General features: G+C 75.2%; 14 protein-coding genes and 2 pseudogenes. 10 read left to right on the top strand and 6 right to left on the bottom strand.

Annotation, left to right across the window (positions count from 1 at the left end):
* Window positions 1-1,081 (bottom strand): protein kinase domain-containing protein (locus AC068A_RS25980; protein ID WP_478588657.1); only part of this gene is annotated, 1,081 nt, incomplete at its 3' end.
* 229 nt (window positions 1,082-1,310) lie between these two features.
* On the opposite strand from AC068A_RS25980, the gene AC068A_RS25985 reads away from it, so the two are divergent.
* From AC068A_RS25985 to AC068A_RS26020, 8 genes are all read left to right on the top strand, one after another.
* Window positions 1,311-2,993 (top strand): protein kinase domain-containing protein, encoded by a 1,683-nt coding sequence (locus AC068A_RS25985; RefSeq protein ID WP_478588658.1) that lies wholly within the window; start codon window positions 1,311-1,313, stop codon window positions 2,991-2,993.
* A gap of 339 nt (window positions 2,994-3,332) precedes the next feature.
* Window positions 3,333-3,845 (top strand): hypothetical protein, encoded by a 513-nt coding sequence (locus AC068A_RS25990; RefSeq protein ID WP_478588659.1) that lies wholly within the window; start codon window positions 3,333-3,335, stop codon window positions 3,843-3,845.
* A gap of 108 nt (window positions 3,846-3,953) precedes the next feature.
* Window positions 3,954-4,634: a PadR family transcriptional regulator gene (locus tag AC068A_RS25995; protein ID WP_478588660.1), complete on the top strand. Its 681-nt coding sequence runs from the start codon at window positions 3,954-3,956 to the stop codon at window positions 4,632-4,634.
* A 26-nt stretch (window positions 4,635-4,660) separates the two neighbouring features.
* Entirely contained in the window at window positions 4,661-5,404 is a 744-nt protein-coding gene (locus AC068A_RS26000) for an ABC transporter ATP-binding protein (protein ID WP_478588661.1), read from the top strand.
* A gap of 86 nt (window positions 5,405-5,490) precedes the next feature.
* Window positions 5,491-8,223 (top strand): FtsX-like permease family protein, encoded by a 2,733-nt coding sequence (locus AC068A_RS26005; protein ID WP_478588713.1) that lies wholly within the window; start codon window positions 5,491-5,493, stop codon window positions 8,221-8,223.
* 94 nt (window positions 8,224-8,317) lie between these two features.
* A complete protein-coding gene (locus tag AC068A_RS26010) occupies window positions 8,318-8,857 on the top strand; it encodes a bacterial proteasome activator family protein (RefSeq protein ID WP_404237062.1) in 540 nt (179 codons plus the stop codon).
* 167 nt (window positions 8,858-9,024) lie between these two features.
* Window positions 9,025-9,942, top strand: a complete 918-nt coding sequence (locus tag AC068A_RS26015; RefSeq protein WP_478588662.1) for an NTP transferase domain-containing protein — start codon at window positions 9,025-9,027, stop codon at window positions 9,940-9,942.
* Entirely contained in the window at window positions 9,939-11,252 is a 1,314-nt protein-coding gene (locus AC068A_RS26020) for a molybdopterin molybdotransferase MoeA (protein WP_478588663.1), read from the top strand. The genes AC068A_RS26015 and AC068A_RS26020 overlap by 4 nt, the downstream gene beginning before the upstream one ends.
* Window positions 11,253-11,338: 86 nt before the next feature.
* Here AC068A_RS26020 and AC068A_RS26025 read toward each other — a convergent pair.
* Window positions 11,339-11,404, bottom strand: a pseudogene (locus AC068A_RS26025) (hypothetical protein); the annotation flags it as partial.
* A 68-nt stretch (window positions 11,405-11,472) separates the two neighbouring features.
* Between AC068A_RS26025 and AC068A_RS26030 the strand changes: the two are divergent.
* Window positions 11,473-12,450, top strand: a complete 978-nt coding sequence (locus AC068A_RS26030; RefSeq protein WP_478588664.1) for an NAD(P)H-quinone oxidoreductase — start codon at window positions 11,473-11,475, stop codon at window positions 12,448-12,450.
* Between the two features lie 24 nt (window positions 12,451-12,474).
* Here the strand turns inward: AC068A_RS26030 and AC068A_RS26035 are convergent, their stop codons facing one another.
* Entirely contained in the window at window positions 12,475-13,032 is a 558-nt protein-coding gene (locus AC068A_RS26035) for a TetR/AcrR family transcriptional regulator (RefSeq protein ID WP_478588665.1), read from the bottom strand.
* 75 nt (window positions 13,033-13,107) lie between these two features.
* On the opposite strand from AC068A_RS26035, the pseudogene AC068A_RS26040 reads away from it, so the two are divergent.
* Window positions 13,108-14,253 (top strand): annotated as a pseudogene (locus tag AC068A_RS26040) (FAD-dependent monooxygenase); the annotation flags it as partial.
* A 236-nt stretch (window positions 14,254-14,489) separates the two neighbouring features.
* Here the strand turns inward: AC068A_RS26040 and AC068A_RS26045 are convergent.
* From AC068A_RS26045 to pdhA, 3 genes are read right to left on the bottom strand one after another with little or no spacing between them, the layout of a single operon-like run.
* Entirely contained in the window at window positions 14,490-15,872 is a 1,383-nt protein-coding gene (locus AC068A_RS26045; RefSeq protein WP_478588666.1) for a dihydrolipoamide acetyltransferase family protein, read from the bottom strand.
* Window positions 15,872-16,870, bottom strand: coding sequence for an alpha-ketoacid dehydrogenase subunit beta (locus AC068A_RS26050; protein WP_478588667.1), 999 nt, complete (start codon window positions 16,868-16,870; stop codon window positions 15,872-15,874). Before AC068A_RS26050 ends, AC068A_RS26045 begins: the two co-directional genes overlap by 1 nt.
* Entirely contained in the window at window positions 16,867-18,003 is a 1,137-nt protein-coding gene (gene pdhA, locus AC068A_RS26055; protein ID WP_478588668.1) for a pyruvate dehydrogenase (acetyl-transferring) E1 component subunit alpha, read from the bottom strand. The genes AC068A_RS26050 and pdhA overlap by 4 nt, the downstream gene beginning before the upstream one ends.
* Between the last annotated feature and the right edge of the window lie 68 nt (window positions 18,004-18,071).

The following is an 18,071-nucleotide window of genomic DNA, read 5'->3' on the forward strand; positions in this document are numbered from 1 at the left end:
TAGGCGGCGGAACCGTGGGGTGCGGAAGCTGTGGTTTCGCGGCGTGCGCGGCGGGCTGCTGAGTGCCGCTGGCCTGGGCGACGGGCCTGTCGGTGGCCCCCCCCCCCCCCCCCCCGTGCGGCAGGGCCATGGCGACCGGGCCGGTGTTCCACGTGCCGGTGTTCGGCCCCTGGTCCTGGAGCATCTGGAGGGCGAACTGGACGAGCCCGCGCATCTCCTCGGCGCTCTGGAACCGGTCGTCCGGGTCCTTGGCGAGGGCCCGCATGACCAGGCCGTCGAGTTCCTGCGGGATGTCCTGGCCCTCGGGCAGCTGCGAGGGCGGGACCGGCGCGTCCTGGACGTGCTGGTAGACCACGGACAGCGGGGTCTCGCCGGTGAACGGGGGCCGCAGCGCCAGCAGTTCGTACAGCAGGCAGCCGGTGGCGTACAGGTCGGAGCGGTGGTCCACGGCCTTGCCGAGGGCCTGCTCGGGCGACAGGTACTGCGGGGTGCCCATCACCATGCCGGTCTGGGTCATCGTCGACTGGGCGCCGTGCAGGGCGCGGGCGATGCCGAAGTCCATCACCTTCACGGCACCCGTGCCGGTGATGATGACGTTGGCCGGCTTGATGTCGCGGTGGACGATGCCGTGCTGGTGCGAGTAGGCCAGCGCCTCCAGCACGCCCGAGACGATGATGAGGGCCTGCTCGGGCCCGGGGGCCTCCGAACCGATGAGGAGGTCGCGGATGGTGCGGCCCTCGACCAGCTCCATGACGATGTACGGGACCGTGTTCGGGCCGACCTTGTCCTCACCCGAGTCGTACACGGCGACGACGGCGTGGTGGTTCAGCCCGGCGACCGACTGTGCCTCACGCGTGAAGCGGGCCTTGGAGACGGGGTCCTCGGCGAGGTCGGCGCGCAGCAGCTTCACGGCGACCGTCCGGCCCAGGCGGACGTCCTCGGCGGCGAACACCTCGGCCATACCGCCGCGGCCCAGGCGGTGGGTCAGCCGGTAGCGGCCGTCGCCGACCAGGCCGCCGGCGCCCCAATGCTCAGGACCGTCGGCCATCCCGGCGCCGCTGTCCTCGGGTTCGGGTGCCATGAGTCCTCGCCGTCGTCTCTCTCGGCCGCCGCTGAGCGGTAGGTCCATTTCGTGTGCTCCGATGAACGCTACAGCCTCGGAACAGGTCGCCGTTCGGACAATGGCTCGTGGTGGCCTCGTCGTCACGGAACGGGTACCCGGCTTGACGTGTGCTTGCCCTCCGGCAGACTGGGCCCGACATGCGCTCAGCCAGACGCGTAGGGACACACCCCGAGGGGAAGCAACAGTCATGAGCCAGGACGGCACTCAGGCCCAGTACGCGGGCGGCTCTCTGGCCGGTGGCCGTTACCAGCTAAGGGACTTGCTCGGTGCGGGCGGTATGGCGTCCGTCTATTTGGCGTACGACAGCGCGCTCGACCGGCAGGTCGCCATCAAGACCCTGCACAGCGACCTCGGCCGGGAAGCCTCGTTCCGCGAGCGGTTCCGCCGTGAGGCCCAGGCTGTTGCGAAACTGTCGCACACGAACATCGTCTCGGTCTTCGACACGGGCGAGGGCGAGGTCACCTTCCCCGACGGCCGGAGCGACGCGGCGGTCATGCCGTACATCGTCATGGAGTACGTCGAGGGCCAGCCGCTCGGCTCGGTGCTCGACGCGGACGTCCGCCAGTACGGGGCGATGCCCGCCGAGAAGGCGCTGAAGGTGACGGCCGACGTGCTGGCCGCGCTGGACACCAGCCACGAGATGGGCCTGGTCCACCGCGACATCAAGCCCGGCAACGTGATGATGACCAAGCGCGGCGTGGTCAAGGTGATGGACTTCGGCATCGCCCGCGCCATGCAGTCCGGCGTCACGTCGATGACGCAGACCGGCATGGTCGTCGGCACCCCGCAGTACCTGTCGCCCGAGCAGGCGCTGGGGCGCGGCGTGGACGCCCGCTCCGACCTGTACTCGGTCGGCATCATGCTGTTCCAGCTGCTGACGGGCCGGATCCCGTTCGACGCCGACTCGCCGCTCGCCATCGCGTACGCCCACGTGCAGGAGGAGCCGGTCGCCCCGTCCTCCGTCAACCGGTCGCTCACCCCGGCGATGGACGCGCTGGTGGCGCGGGCCCTGAAGAAGAACCCGAACGAGCGCTTCCCCACCGCGGCGGCGATGCGGGACGAGATCGCGCGGGTCCTGGCGGCCGGTCAGACCGGCGCCCCGGCCATCGTCCCCGGCGCCCACACCGGCGGCAGCGGGGCGGGCGTCGGCTCGGCCGTGTTCCCGCCGCTGGACTCCGGCTTCCAGGCGCCGACGGCCCAGCAGGTGCAGCAGCCGTACGCGCCGACCCCGGCCCCGGCCCCGTACGCGCCGACCCCGCCGCCGATGGCGCAGACGCACGGTCAGGGCGGGTACGCCTACCCGCCGCAGCAGCCGGTCGCTCAGCAGTACGCGCCGCAGACCCCGCCGCCGTTCGCCGCCTCGTCGACCGCCCAGCAGGCGTCGGTCGGCGCGGGGGGCGCGGGCGGCAAGCGGAACATGCCGGTGGTCGTGGGCGCGATCGCGGTGGCGCTGCTGGCCATCGGCGGCCTCGTCTACGCGGTCGTCAACAGCGGCGACGACGAGGGCGGCAACAACCCCCAGGCCAACCAGCAGACCACGGGCGGCCAGGCGGCCAACCCGTCCGGCTCCGCCAAGGCCGGGCACAAGGGCCCGGACACGACCCGCACCATCGACCCGCAGAAGTGCAAGGAGCCGACCAAGCACTACAGCGACGCCACCAAGGTCGTGGCGCCGGACTTCCGGTACAAGAACCTCCGCTCGGTGAAGGAGTGCATCCAGGCGGCGGGCTGGAAGTACAAGATCGAGAAGCGGGACGAGGCGGTCTACGGCGAGGACACGGTGCTGCAGCAGCTGCCCGAGGCAGGCGGCAAGGTCGACAAGGAGGGCACCGAGTTCACGCTGGTCGTGTCCACCGGCGACCCGCAGTAGGCGGCCGCCGGCGGGCGGCCTCCGGCAGGCGGCCCGCCCCGGCCGCGCGGCGGGCCCGTCCGGACGGGCGGGCCGGAGGGCGGAAGGGCCGGATGGGCCAGAGGGCCGGATGGGCCAGAGGGCCGGATGGGCCAGAGGGCCGGGTGGGCCATACGGAGGTGCCGGGCGGACGGGCCGGATGACTGTGCGCCGTTCGGCCCCATGTGCGGGACGCCACATCCCGGGCCCCCGATGAGGCGCCCAGGATGCCCCTTTTATCCCACTATGTGAATCTGGGCTGGACATCTCGGCCTCCCCCAGGCTCCGTCCGGGGGACCCCACGGTTGGGAGGGGCTCCCCGTGAACCGAAGCCTCCGGGCGCCGCGCCTGCCGGCCGCGCGGCCCCGGCACCTGCCCGCCGTGGCCGTGCTGCTCGCCGCGGCGCTGTCGCCCGCCGCCCCGGCCGCCTCCGCCTCCCTCCTCGCCGCGGTGTCCGCGCCGGCGCCGCGGGCCCCCGACGACCCGGCGGACGACGCCCCCGGCGAGGAGGCGTACGGGAAGCTGGCCGGCAGCGTCGCCGGGGTCGGGCGGGTGCGGCCGGGGCGGCCCGCCGCCGAGCCGGCGAACCCGGAGACCGCCCTCGCCTCCCGCCCCTTCCTCCCGGTGCGGCCCCGCCCCGTGCCCGCCACCCCGCCCCCGCCCGAGCCGCCCCCCGCACAGCGGGCCCCCGCCGACCCGTACCGCGCCCTCGCCGCCGAGCCGAACGACCGGGCAGCCGACCTGGCCGCGCACCTGCTGCCGCTCGGCACCGGGTTCGCCCTGATGGGGCTGGGCCTCGGCTACCTCGGCGTACGGCTGCGCAAGGGCCTCTGACCCGCACCGGGGCGTACGGGCTCCCGCGCGCCCCGCGGGAGCCGGCGACGCGCGGACCATGCCGGAGGACAGTTGCAGCCGCCGACATACCCGGTATACATACTCGGTATGTCGATCCGCCACGGCCTTCTCGCCCTGCTGGAACAAGGACCCCGGTACGGCTCCCGGCTGCGCACCGAGTTCGAATCCCGCACCGGCTCCACCTGGCCGCTCAACGTCGGGCAGGTGTACACCACCCTCGCCCGCCTGGAACGCGACGGTCTCGTCGCCTCCGGCGGCGAGGACGCCGCCGGCCACACCCTCTACGCCATCACCGACACCGGCCGCGCCGAACTGCGCGAGTGGTACGCGCGCCCCGTCGACCGCGCCAACCCGCCCCGCGACGAACTGTCCATCAAGCTCGCCATGGCCGTGGGCTCGCCCGGCGTGGACATCCGCGCCGTCATCCAGGCCCAGCGGCACGCCACGATCAAGGCGATGCAGGACTACACCCGGCTCAAGGTGCAGGCCCTCGCCGCCGTCGAGAAGGGCGACTCCCGCGAACGCGACGACGTGGCCTGGCTCCTGGTCCTCGAACAGCTGATCTTCCAGACCGAGGCCGAGGCCCGCTGGCTCGACCACAGCGAGTCCCGGCTCGTCCGGCTCTCCCTCACGGCCGACCGGAGAGCCGAACCCGACCCGCCCCAGGCCGCCGAACCCGACCCGCCCCGGACCGCCGATCCCGCCGCCGATCCCGCCGCCGGCTCCGCCGCCCCGAAGCCCCGCACCGCCCGCTCCCCGCGGAGCTGACGCCACCGCCGTCCCAGGGGGGACCCATGCCCGACCAGCGCCCCGCGCAGCCCGTACTCCAGCTCGACAAGCTCGTCCGCACGCACGGCACCGGAGCCACCGAGGTACACGCCCTGCGCGGCATCGACCTCGCTGTGTACCCCGGCGAACTCGTCGCCGTCATGGGGCCCTCCGGCTCCGGCAAGTCCACCCTGCTCACCCTCGCCGGCGGCCTCGACCGGCCCACCAGCGGCCGCGTCCTCGTCGAGGGCACCGACATCACCGCCGCGAGCCGCAGGCAGCTCGCCGCCCTGCGCCGCCGCAGCATCGGCTACGTCTTCCAGGACTACAACCTGATCCCGGCCCTCACCGCCGCCGAGAACATCGCCCTGCCCCTCGAACTCGACGGGGTCTCCGCCCGCAAGGCCCGGGCCGCCGCCCTCGCCGCCCTGGACGAGATGCAACTCGGCGCGACCGCCGACCGGTTCCCCGACGAGATGTCGGGCGGCCAGCAGCAGCGCGTGGCCATCGCCCGCGCCCTCGTCGGCGACCGCCGCCTGGTCCTCGCCGACGAACCCACCGGCGCCCTCGACTCCGAGACCGGCGAATCCGTCCTCGCCCTGCTCCGCTCGCGCTGCGACGCGGGCGCCGCCGGCATCCTCGTCACCCACGAACCGCGGTTCGCCGCCTGGGCCGACCGCGTGGTCTTCCTGCGCGACGGCCGCATCGTCGACTCGACGCTGCGCACCCATGCCGAATCGCTGCTCTCGGGGCAGGCGGGCCGACCGTGAAGGCGTACCACTCCTGGGTCGCGGCCATCCGGATAGCCCGCCGCGACGCCTGGCGCGCCAAGGGCCGCAGCTCCCTCGTCCTCGCGATGATCGCCCTGCCGATCATCGGGGTCAGCGCGGCGGACCTGACCCTGCGCAGCGCCCAGCTCTCCCCCGCCGAGACCGTCACGCGCAGGATGGGGGCCGCCGATGCCGCCCTGTTCTCCTCGGGCATGGCCGCACCCATCCACCAGAAGCCCGACGGCGGCGGCTTCTCCCCCGCCGGCGGCCTCACCTCCGAGGAGCCGCCGGAGCCGGACCCGCAGCAGCCGGCGTCCGCGATCCCGGCGGGCGCCCGCTCCCTCAAGGACAGCAGCGGCCACGCCAAGGTCCGCACCCGCCACGGGCTGCTCGACGCCGAGCTGCGGGAGCTGGACCTGTCCAGCCCGCTGGTCGAGGGCATGGTCGCCATGGACCGCGGCCGGACGCCCGAAGAAGCCGGAGAGGTCGTCGCCACCAACGCCTTCCTGAAGGCCTCCGGCCTGTTCGTCGGCTCGCAGTTCACGCCCCGCGGATCGAGCACCTGGTACCGGATCGTGGGCGCGTACGAGCTGCCCTCGGAGCTCGACCGGCACGAGGTCATCGCCCCGCCCGGCACCCTGCTGACCCCGCTCGACAAGGAGCTCCGGGCCGCCGGGGTGCCCGGGGTGGTCGCCCACGACAGGTACCTCGTGAAGACCGGGCCCGATGGTTTCACGTGGAACATGGTCAAGGAGGCCAACACCAAGGGGGTGCTGGTCCAGTCCCGCGTCGTCACCCTGCACCCGCCGGCCCCGTCCGACGTGCCCCTGTACGCGACGCAGACGGAAAGCGTCGGAGACGACGGCCCGCCGCAGCTGCCGGGCAGCGAAACGGCCGCCCTCGCCACCGTCGTCGGACTCGCCATGCTGGAAATCTGCCTGCTGGCCGGGCCCGCCTTCGCGGTCGGCGCCCGCCGCTCGCGCCGCCAGCTCGGGCTCGTCGGCGCCAACGGCGGCGACCGGCGCCACATCCGGGCCATCGTGCTCTCCGGCGGCCTGGTCATCGGCGCCGCGGCCGCCGTCCTCGGCACCGTGACCGGCGCGCTGCTCACCGTGGCCCTGCGCCCGCTGCTGGAGGAGTACGTCGGCGTGCGCTTCGGCAGCTTCGACGTCCGCCCGCCGGAGATAGCCGGGATCGCCCTGCTCGCCGTCGTGACCGGCCTGCTGGCCGCGGTCGTCCCGGCCGTCAGCGCCTCCCGCCAGACCGTGCTGGCCTCGCTGACCGGCCGGCGCGGAATCCGCCGGGCCAACCGGATCCTGCCCTTCGTGGGGCTCGCGGCCCTCGGCCTCGGCACCGCGATCGCCCTCTTCGGCGCCGCCTCCCGGATGGGCGCCAACGTCGTCGTGTACGGCAGCGCCCTCGCCGAGCTCGGCCTCGTCGCCCTCACCCCGGTGCTCGTCGGCCTGTTCGGGCGGCTCGGGCGCCTGCTGCCGTTGTCGCCGCGGCTCGCACTGCGCGACGCGGTGCGCAACCGGGGCCGTACCGCGCCCGCCGTCGCAGCCGTCCTGGCCGCCGTCGCCGGCACCGTCGCGGTCGCCACCTACGAGCGCAGTCACGAGGCCCAGGCCCGGTTCGAGTACGTGGCCGAGCTGCCGGCCGGCTCCGGCCGGGTGGAACTGCACGAGACCGGACACCAGAAGGCCATGGCGGCCGTCCGCGACGCGGTGAGCAGCGAACTCCCGCTGGCCGTAAGGGCGGACGTGGACCGGGTCCACGTCGGCGCGCCCGACTGCGAGCAGAGCGCGCGCAGCGAGGGCTGCGGCCGGGCCGAGGTCATCCAGCCCGCGGAGCAGCGCTGCCCGCTCCACGCGGGCGATGTCGGGCCCTCCTCCTTCACCGAGGCGGAGCGCCGGGCCCTGCTCCGGGACCGGCGGTGCGCCCCGACCCGGCACCCCGCCATGTACCCGCTGGTCGTCGCCGACGAGAAGCTGCTGACCACGCTCGCCGTCACCGATCCGGGCACGGTCGCCGCGCTGAAGTCGGGCCAGGCCGTCTCGTTCGACCGGCGCAACGTCAAGGACGGCCGGGTCACAGTGCGGCTGATCGGCCGTGAGGCGGACCGCGCGGTCAACGGGCCGGGCGAGTACGCCCCCGGCGAGGACAAGGTGTTCGCCGTGCACCAGGCGCCCGAGGGCGTCGACGGCTACGGCATCGAGCTCGTCCTGCCGCCGTCCGCCGCCCGGGCCGCCGGACTCGCCACCCAGCCCTTCGCCTCGTACTTCACCCTGGACGGGGCGGCCACCGACCGGCAGCGGCAGCAGTTGTCCGCACAGATCGACCGGATCGGCGTGGAGGCCCCGGTCCTGATCGAGTCCGGCTACCAGGGCTGGGACAGCACGGCCCTGCTCGCGCTGACCGTCTTCGCCGGCCTGGTCACCCTCGGCGCCGCGGGCATCGCCACGGGGCTCGCCCAGACCGACGCCGAGGCCGACCTGAAGACCCTGGCGGCGGTCGGCGCGGCCCCCGGAGTGCGGCGCGCCGTCAGCGGGTTCCAGTGCGGGCTGGTGGCCCTCATGGGAGTCGTCCTGGGCACCCTGTCCGGAATCCTGCCCGCGGTCGGGCTGCGGCTCTTCCGGCGGCGCGAGACGGAGCACCTCCTGGAGACATCCGGCGGCCCGGACGACGTCGTCCACGTGCCGATCGTCCTGCCGTGGGAGACGATCGGGACGCTGCTGGTCCTGGTCCCGCTGGGCGCCGCCCTGCTGGCGGCCCTGGTGACCCGGTCCGGCGGCGGGTTCGCCCGGCGCGCAGCCGCCTGACGGTCACCCGGTGTTGCCGCCCCCGTACAGGGTGGATCACGCCCGTACGGGGGCACACCGACTGAGAACCCAGGTGTGCGAGAGAATGACAGGCATGGAGATGCCGAGGAGTGAACGGTCGCAGGACAGTCCCCCGCACGTCCTGATCGTGGGACAGGACGGGATGGCGGTCGGCGGCGCCGATGACGAGTCGCGCGAGGTCCCGGTGACGGAAATGGTCGAACAGCCCGCCAAGGTCATGCGGATCGGCAGCATGATCAAGCAACTTCTGGAAGAAGTCCGCGCCGCGCCTCTGGACGAGGCCAGCCGGGTCCGCCTGAAAGACATCCACGCCGCGTCGGTCAAGGAGCTGGAGGACGGCCTGGCTCCCGAGCTCGTCGAGGAACTGGAGCGGCTCTCCCTGCCGTTCACCGAGGAGGCCGTCCCGTCCGAGGCGGAACTGCGCATCGCCCAGGCCCAGTTGGTGGGCTGGCTGGAAGGCCTCTTCCACGGCATCCAGACCGCCCTGTTCGCGCAGCAGATGGCGGCGCGGGCCCAACTGGAGCAGATGCGCCGGGCCTTGCCGGCGGGCGCACCCCACGACGACGACGAGGAAGGCCCGCAGCGGCCCGTCCGCTCGGGACCGTACCTGTAACCACCGCGCAGGCGGCGGTGGCACGCGGGCGGGGCCGGATTCCTCCGGCCCCGCCCGTTCACGTGCGCATCCGGGGTCCGGATCGCGGATCCCGCGACCCGGACCCCGGTTCCGGTCCCGGCAAGTGCGTTTCCCCGGCCGGAACATGGTCCGCGCATACTCGGGGCATGAGCTACGACGCGATCGTCCTCGCCGGCGGCGCCGCGCGGCGACTCGGCGGTGCGGACAAGCCGGGTCTGCGGGTGGGCGGCCGGACCCTGCTCGACCGCGTCCTCGACGCCTGCGCAGATGCGGAGGCCACCGTGGTGGTCGGGGACCGCCGGCCCACGTCCCGGCCGGTCCGCTGGGCCCGGGAGAACCCGCCCGGCGGCGGGCCGGTGGCCGCCCTCGACGCCGGGCTGCGGCAGACCACGGCCGAGCTGGTCCTCGTCCTCTCCGCCGACCTCCCGTTCCTCGACCGGGCCACGGTCCGGGCCCTGCTCGCGGCGCCCGCCGGCCCGCCCGGCAGTCCCGGTGCGGAGGACGCCGGGGGCGCGGAGGGGATGGAAGGCGCCCTGCTGCGCGATCGCACCGGCCGCGACCAGCCCCTCGTCGCCGCCTACCGGGCCGAGCCGCTGCGCCGCGAGATCGCCCTGCTGGCCGCCGAGCACGGCACCCTGTCCGGCCTCCCCCTGCGCGCCCTCACCGGCGAACTGCGGCTGGCGCATGTGACGGACACCGAGCCGTTCGCCTCCTTCGACTGCGACACCTGGCAGGATCTTGCTTCAGCCCGCGCCAGGATCAGGGAGCATGGAAACGTGCTGGACCAATGGATCACCGCCGCCAAGGCCGAGCTGGGCATCGACGTGGACGTCGACACCAAGGCCCTGCTCGACCTCGCCCGCGACGCCGCCCACGGCGTCGCCCGGCCCGCCGCCCCGCTGACCACCTTCCTGGTCGGCTACGCGGCGGCCCGCGCCGAAGCCGCCGGAGCGGATCCCGCCGCCGCCGTCGCGGAGGCCTCCCGCAAGGCCGCCGACCTCGCACTGCGCTGGGCCGCCGAGACCGGGAACGGTGCCGAGACCGGAGAGAGCACCCCGGGATGAGCCCCACCGACTCCGACCGCGCCATGGAGGCCCTCGACGAGGCCCTCGCCCTCGTCAGCCGCACCCCCGCGGGCAGCGGCCTCGGGCCCGGGCCCGGCGGGCACCGTGCCCTCGGCTGGGCGCAGGCCCGCGAGGCCGCAGCCCGCGCCGGATCCGGTGTCCGGGCCCGCATCCACCGCGTGCCCCTGGCCGAGGCGCTCGGGGAAGTGCTGGACCAGCCCCTGGAGGCCCTGACCGACCTGCCGTCCTTCGACACCTCCGCCATGGACGGGTGGGCCGTCGCCGGCCCCGGCCCGTGGACCGTCCGCCCCGGCGAGGGGGTGCTGGCCGGCTCCGAACGCCCCGAGCCGCTGGCCGACGGGGAGGCCGTGCGGATCGCCACCGGCGCCCGGATCCCCGCCGACACCACCGCCGTGCTCCGCAGCGAGCACTCCCGGGAGGCCGGCTCCCAGCTCTACGCCGACCGGCCGGTGCAGACCGGCCAGGACATCCGCCCGCGCGGCCAGGAGTGCCGCTCCGGCGACCTGATGCTGCCCGCCGGTTCCCTCGTCACCCCGGCCGTGCTCGGCCTCGCCGCGGCCGCCGGGTACGACGAGCTCGCCACCCGGCCCCGGCCCCGGGTGGAGATCCTGGTCCTCGGCGACGAACTGCTCACCGAGGGCCGCCCGCACGACGGCCTGATCCGCGACGCCCTCAGCCCCATGCTCGGCCCCTGGCTGACCCGGATCGGCGCCGAGGTCACCGGCACCCGCCGGATCGGCGACGACCCGGCCGGGGCCGAGGCCCTGCTGGACGCCGTCACCGGCTCCGACGCGGACGTGGTCATCACCACCGGCGGCACCGCCTCCGGGCCCGTGGACCACGTCCACCCCGTCCTGCGCCGGGCCGGGGCGGAGCTGCTGGTCGACGGGGTGGCCGTCCGCCCCGGGCACCCCATGCTGCTGGCCCGGCTCGGCGACCGCGCCGAGGGCCGCCACCTCGTCGGGCTGCCCGGCAACCCCCTCGCCGCCGTCTCCGGCCTGCTGACCCTCGCCGAACCGCTGCTGCGCGCCCTCGCCGGCCGCCGGCAGCGCCCCCGGTACGCCGTCCCCGTCCAGGGCGGCATCCCGGGCCACCCGTACGACACCCGGCTCGTCCCGGTCGTGCTGACCGACGAGCACGCCGTGCCGCTGCGCTACAACGGCCCGGCGATGCTGCGCGGCATCGCCGCCGCCGACGCGCTGGCCGTCGTACCGCCGCACGGCGCGCGGGCGGGGCAGGATCTGGAGATCCTCGACCTGCCGTGGGTCTCCGGAGGATGTTTCACGTGAAACTCCACGGCGGGGACGCGATCGCCCGGGAAGCGGGCGGGCCAGGGCATCGTTCCGGACCACACGCCGACACCCGAACACCCGAACACCCGCGCCGCGCGGATGCGCTGACCGGGCGTCGGGTGGACGCGGTACCGGTAACGAGGCCGCATGACCACGACGCTGCCGGCGGTGGCCGTGGCGGGGCCCGCAGCCGGTGAGTTGGCGTACGCTCCGGGCCATGCATGCGATCACCATCGAGCAGCCCGGCGGCCCCGAGGTCCTCGTCTGGGCCGAGGCCCCCGACCCGGTGCCCGGCGAGGGCGAGGTCGTCGTCGACGTCGCCGCGAGTGCCGTCAACCGGGCCGACGTCCTCCAGCGCCAGGGGTTCTACAACCCGCCGCCCGGCGCCTCGCCCCACCCGGGCCTGGAGTGCTCGGGGCGGATCTCCGCCGTCGGCCCCGGCGTGTCCGGCTGGGCCGTGGGCGACGAGGTGTGCGCGCTGCTCAGCGGCGGCGGGTACGCGGAGCGGGTGGCCGTGCCGGCGGGCCAGCTGCTGCCCGTCCCGGAGGGCGTGGACCTGGTGACGGCGGCGGCCCTGCCGGAGGCGGCCTGCACGGTGTGGTCGAACCTGTTCATGGTGGCCCATGTGCGGCCCGGCGAGACCGTGCTGGTGCACGGCGGCTCCAGCGGCATCGGCACCATGGCGATCCAGCTCGCGAAGGCCGTCGGCGCGACGGTGGCGGTGACGGCCGGCGGCATGGAGAAGCTGGCCCGCTGCAAGGAGCTGGGTGCCGACATCCTGATCGACTACCGCGAACAGGACTTCGTGGCGGAGGTGCGGGCCGCGACGGGGGGCGCCGGGGCCGACGTGATCCTGGACATCATCGGGGCGAAGTACCTGGCGCGGAACGTCGACGCCCTCGCCGTGAACGGACGGCTCGCCGTCATCGGGCTCCAGGGCGGGGTCAAGGCCGAACTGAACCTGGGCACCCTGCTGTCGAAGCGGGCGGCGATCGCCGGGACCACGCTGCGGGCCCGGCCGCGGGCCGAGAAGGCGGCCATCGTCGCGGCCGTCCGTGAGCACGTGTGGCCCCTGGTGGCGGCGGGCCGGATCCGCCCGGTCGTACACGCGGTGCACCCCGTCCAGGAGGCGGCCGAGGCCCACCGGACGATGGAGTCCGGCACCCACGTGGGCAAGCTCCTGCTGACCGTCTGATCCTCCGGCCGCCCTGCGGGGCGGCTACCTGAGGGCGGCGGCGACGAGCCCCTCCAGGGCGTCGAACGGCACCTCGGTGCCCTGCACCAGGTGCTCGAAGACCAGGCCGTCCACGCAGGCCAGCAGGGTCTGCGTGCGGGCGTCCGGGTCGGGTGCGCCGCTTGCGGCCAGGAAGGCCCGTACGGCGGCCCGGCCGGCGTTGTCGCGGGGCACGAGGATCTCGCGAAGCTCGGGGTCCCGGACGCTCTCCAGCACGCAGGCGGAGCGGGCCAGGGAGCGCTGCCGGCCCTCGCCGGTGAGCCGGGCCCGCGTCAGCGCGGCCAGCCCGTCGACCAGTTCGGCGGGGGTGCGCAGCGGGGGCGTGCGCTCGCCGGCGGCCTGGAGCTCGGCCTGGTCCCGGGCCGTGAGACGGCGTACGAGGGCCGTCAGCAGGGCGGCGCGGGTCCGGAAGTAGGCGGAGGTGGTGCCGTCGGGCAGTCCGGCGGCCCGGTCCACCGCGCGGTGGGTCAGCCCGCGCATGCCGGCGTCGGCCAGGACCTCGATGGCGGCATCGGCCAGGACGGTGCGTCGTTCTTCGCTCACCCCCCATTTCTACACCTGTAGAAGGCCCGGGGTAGGCTCAGCCCACGACTTCTACATCTGTAGAAAGGGGCGCTCATGAACGGCAGGGCTCTGGTGATCGGCGGCGGCATAGGCGGCCTCGCCGCCGCGATCGGCCTGCACCGCACGGGGTGGGAGGTGACCGTGCTGGAGCGGTCCGCGGTCCTGGACGACGCGGGCGCCGGCATCTCGCTCGCCGCGAACGGCATCCGCGCCCTCGACGCGCTGGGCGTGGGCGGGGCCGTCCGCGCGGCCGCCCGCCGCCAGTACACCGGCGGCACCCGCACCGCCGGCGGGCGCGTCCTGTCCCGGATGGACGGCGCCGCCCTGGAGCGCGCCCTCGGCATCCCCATGACCGGCATCCCGCGCGCCGAGCTCCACCGCCTGCTGCGCGGGGCGCTGCCGCCCGGCTGCCTGCGGACCGGGGTGACCGGCTCGCTCGACACGGCGCTCGGCGAAAGACCCGGCGAGGGGCCCGGCGGGCGGCCCGGTACGGCGCCCGATGTGGTGGTCGCGGCCGACGGGGTGCGCAGCGGGATCCGCGCGCGGCTCTTCCCGGACCACCCGGGCCCGGTCTACAGCGGCTCCACAGTGCTGCGCGCCGTCACGGCCGAACCGATCGCCCTGGACACCGACTTCGAGCTCGCCTGGGGCCCGGGCGCGGAGTTCGGGCACATCGCGTTCGCCGACGGCCGGGCGGAATGGCACGCCGTGCTCGCCGCCCCGGCGGGCATCCGCCACGTGGATCCCCTGGCCGTGCTCCGGCGGCGGTTCGCGCACTGGCAGGAGCCGGTCGCCCGGCTGCTCGCGGCCACCCGCCCCGAGGACGTGCTGCACCACGACGTCCACGAGCTGGCGACCCCGCTGCCGGCCTACACCGCCGGGCGGGTGGCGCTGCTCGGGGACGCCGCGCATGCGATGACGCCGAACCTGGGCCAGGGCGCCTGCCAGGCCCTGGAGGACGCGGTCACCCTGGCCGCCGAACTGGCCGCCGGACCGGACGTCGAGACGGCACTGGCCCGCTACGACGCCGTACGCCGGCCCCGCAGCCAGGGCGTGGCCCGCGCGGCCCGCCGGGCCGGGCGGCTCGGCCACCGGCTCTCCCACCCCCTGGCGGTGTCCCTGCGCAACGGCGCGCTGCGCCTGGCCCCCTCCGGGGCCGTGGTCCGCGGCATCCTGCGGCATGCGGACTGGACGCCGCCGCGGGGGGCGGGGGGGGGGGGGGGGGGCGGGTCGGGGGGGGGGGGGGGAGGGGACGGGGGAGAAGGGGGGAGGGCAGGAANNNTTCGTACCCCCCCCCCCCCCCCCCCCCCCCCCCCCCCCCCCCCCCCCCCCCCCCCCCCTCCTTCCCCCCTTCCCCCCCCCCCCCCCCCCCCCCCCCCCCCCCCCCCCCCCGGTGCTGCCCGCGCCCGGGCGGTGCCGCCCGGGCGCTTGGGCGGCTACAGCGAGCGCAGCAGCACCGCCGGGGACTCCACGCAGTCGGCCACGTACCGCAGGAAGCCGCCCGCGGCCCCGCCGTCGCAGACCCGGTGGTCGAACGTGAGGGACAGCTGGACCACCTGGCGGACCGCCAGCTCGCCCTGGTGGACCCACGGCTTGGGGACGATCCGGCCCACCCCGAGCATCGCCGCCTCCGGGTGGTTGATGATCGGCGTGGACCCGTCGACCCCGAACACGCCGTAGTTGTTCAGCGTGAACGTGCCGCCCGTGAGGTCCGACGGGGCCAGCTTCCCGGTCCGCGCCAGCTCCGTCATCCGGGCGAACTCCGCCGTCAGCGACTCGGCGCTGCGCCCCTGGGCGTCGCGCACGACCGGCACGACCAGGCCGCGCTCGGTCTGGGCGGCGAAGCCGAGGTGCACGGCGGGCAGCCGGACGATCTCGTTCGCCGCCAGGTCCACGGTGGAGTTGAGCTCCGGGTAGCGGGCGAGCGCCGCGGTGCAGATCCGGGCCAGCAGCGCGAGCACCGAGACCTTCGGGCCGCCCGCGGCGTTCATCGCCGCCCGGGCCGCCATCAGTTCGGTCGCATCGGCGTCGACCCAGCACGTGGCGTCCGGGATCTCCCGGCGGCTGCGCGAGAGCTTGTCGGCCACCGCGCCGCGCAGGCCCTTGAGCGGGATGCGCTCGCCGACCGCCGCAGCGGGAGCGGCGGCCGCAGCCGGGGCGGGTGCCGCGGCGGGAGCCTTGAGCGCCGCCTCCACGTCCGCGCGCAGGATCAGGCCCTCGGGTCCGGAGCCGCGCAGGGCGCGCAGGTCGATCCCGTGGTCCCGGGCGAGCTTGCGCACCAGGGGCGAGATCACCGGCACGGGTCCGGTCGACAGGACCGCGGCCACCGGGGCAGCTGCCGGAGCCGGAGCAGCCACCGGGGCCGGGGCCGCAGCGGCCACCGGAGCAGCCGCAGCGGGCTGGGGAACGGCCGCAGGGGCGGGAGCCGGCGCGGCGGAGCCCGGTCGCACCCGCCTCCGACGCGCCGGGCGGGAGTGGTCCGTGCCGTAGCCGACCAGGACGTTGCCGGAACCGGAAGCCTCCGGCTCCGCTCCTGCGCCCGCACCGGCCACCGCGGCGGCATCAGCCGCACCCGCGCCCACCGCCACCGTGATCAGCGGTGCCCCGACGGGGAGTTCCGTGCCCTCCTCCCCGAAGCGGGCGGTGACCACACCGCCGTAGGGGCACGGCACCTCCACCATCGCCTTGGCCGTCTCGACCTCGACCACCGGCTGGTCGACGGCGACGACGTCGCCCACCGCCACCAGCCAGCGGACGATCTCGGCCTCGGTCAGTCCCTCCCCGAGGTCGGGGAGCTTGAACTCCATTACCTGCGCCATCAGTTCTCCCACTGCAGGCGGGCCACGGTGTCCAGGATCCGGTCCACACCGGGCAGATGGTGCTTCTCGAGCATCGGCGGCGGGTACGGGATGTCGAAGCCCGTGACGCGCAGCACCGGCGCCTCCAGGTGGTGGAAGCACTTCTCCTGGATGCGGGCGGCGAGCTCCGCGCCCGGTCCGCCGAAACCGTTCGCCTCGTGCACGATGACCGCGCGCCCGGTACGGCGTACGGCGGCCATGACGGTGTCCTCGTCCAGCGGCACCAGCGTGCGCAGGTCGACGACCTCCAGGTCCCAGCCCTCCTCGCGGGCGGCCTCGGCCGCCTCCAGGCACACCGGGAGGGAGGGCCCGTAGGTGATCAGGGTCGCGCTCGTGCCCGGGCGCCGGACCTGCGCCGTGCCGATGCCCGGTACGGCGGCGGGCGCCTCGGGGTTCCAGTCGGCCTTCGACCAGTACAGCCGCTTCGGCTCGAGGAAGACCACCGGGTCGTCGCTCGCGATCGACGCGCGCAGCAGCCCGTACGCGTCCTCGACGGTCGCCGGGGTCACCACGTGCAGGCCGGGGGTGGCGAGGTAGTACGCCTCCGAGGAGTCGCTGTGGTGCTCCACGCCGCCGATCCCGCCGCCGTACGGCACGCGGATGGTGATCGGCAGCGGCATGGCGCCGCGCGTGCGGTTGCGCATGCGCGCCACGTGCGAGATGAGCTGCTCGAACGCCGGGTAGGCGAACGCGTCGAACTGCATCTCGACGACCGGCCGCAGACCGTACATGGCCATGCCGACCGCGGTGCCGAGGATGCCGGCCTCCGCGAGCGGGGTGTCCGTGCAGCGGTCCTCGCCGAACTCCTTCGCGAGGCCGTCCGTGATGCGGAAGACGCCGCCGAGGGTGCCGACGTCCTCACCCATGACGTGGACCGTGGGGTCCTCCGCCATGGCGTCGCGCATGGCCCGGTTCAGGGCCTGCGCCATCGTCGCGGGCTTCGCCGCCACCGTGGTCACGACTGCTCCTCCGCCTCGAGCTCGGCACGCAGCATGTCCGCCTGCTCGCGCAGCCGGCCGGTCTGCTCCGCGTAGACGTGCTCGAACAGGTCCATCGGGTTCAGGACGGGGTCCGCGTTCATCCGCTCGCGCAGTGCGGCCGCCATCTGCTCGGCCGCCTCCTTGGCGGCCTCGATGCCCGCCGCGTCGAGGATGCCGCGGGCGGTCAGCTCGCGCTCCAGCAGGTCCACCGGGTCGTGCGCCTTCCATGCCTCGACCTCGGCGTCACCGCGGTAGCGGGTCGCGTCGTCGGCGTTCGTGTGGGCTTCCATGCGGTAGGTGACGGCCTCGATGAGGGTCGGCCCGCCGCCGGACCGGGCCCGCCGGACCGCCTCGGACAGCACCTCGTGGACCGCGGCGATGTCGTTGCCGTCGACGAGGCGGCCGGGCATGCCGTAGCCGACGGCCTTGTGGGCCAGGCTCGGGGCGGCGGTCTGCTTGGCGAGCGGTACGGAGATGGCGAAGCCGTTGTTCTGGACGAGGAAGACCACCGGGGCCTGCCAGACGGCCGCGAAGTTCAGGGCCTCGTGGAAGTCGCCCTCGCTGGTGCCGCCGTCGCCGATCATGGCGAGGGCGACGACGTCGTCACCGCGCAGCCGCGCGGCGTGCGCCAGGCCCACCGCGTGCGGGAGCTGGGTGGCGAGCGGGGTCGACAGCGGGGCGATCCGGTGCTCGCGGGGGTCGTAGCCGGTGTGCCAGTCGCCGCGCAGCAGGGTCAGCGCCTGTACGGGGTCCAGCCCGCGCGCCACGGCCGCGAGGGTGTCGCGGTAGCTGGGGAAGAGCCAGTCCTGCTCCTCGAGGACCAGCGCGGCCGCGATCTCGCAGGCCTCCTGGCCGACCGTGGACGGGTACACCGCGAGTCGGCCCTGCCGGGTGAGGGCCGTGGCCTGCGCGTTGTAGCGGCGCCCCCGCACCAGCTCGGCGTGGCAGCGGCGCATCAGCTCGGGGTCGAGCTTCTCCGCGGCCGGCGTGCCCAGCACCCGGTACGGCTCGGGGTCCGGGAGCAGCGGGGCGGGGTCCGTACGGGGACTCCAGGCGGGCGGCGTGGCAGAACGGTGGGACGCCCCGGCACCGGGCAGCTCTTGGACCGTCATGGCGGCGTACACCTCCTCTTGGGAAGCGGGCAGGCAGTACCTGTGGGGCACCCCCGGCGGTAGCCGGA

The sequence above is a fragment of the Streptomyces sp. NPDC043854 genome (genome assembly GCF_056436005.1).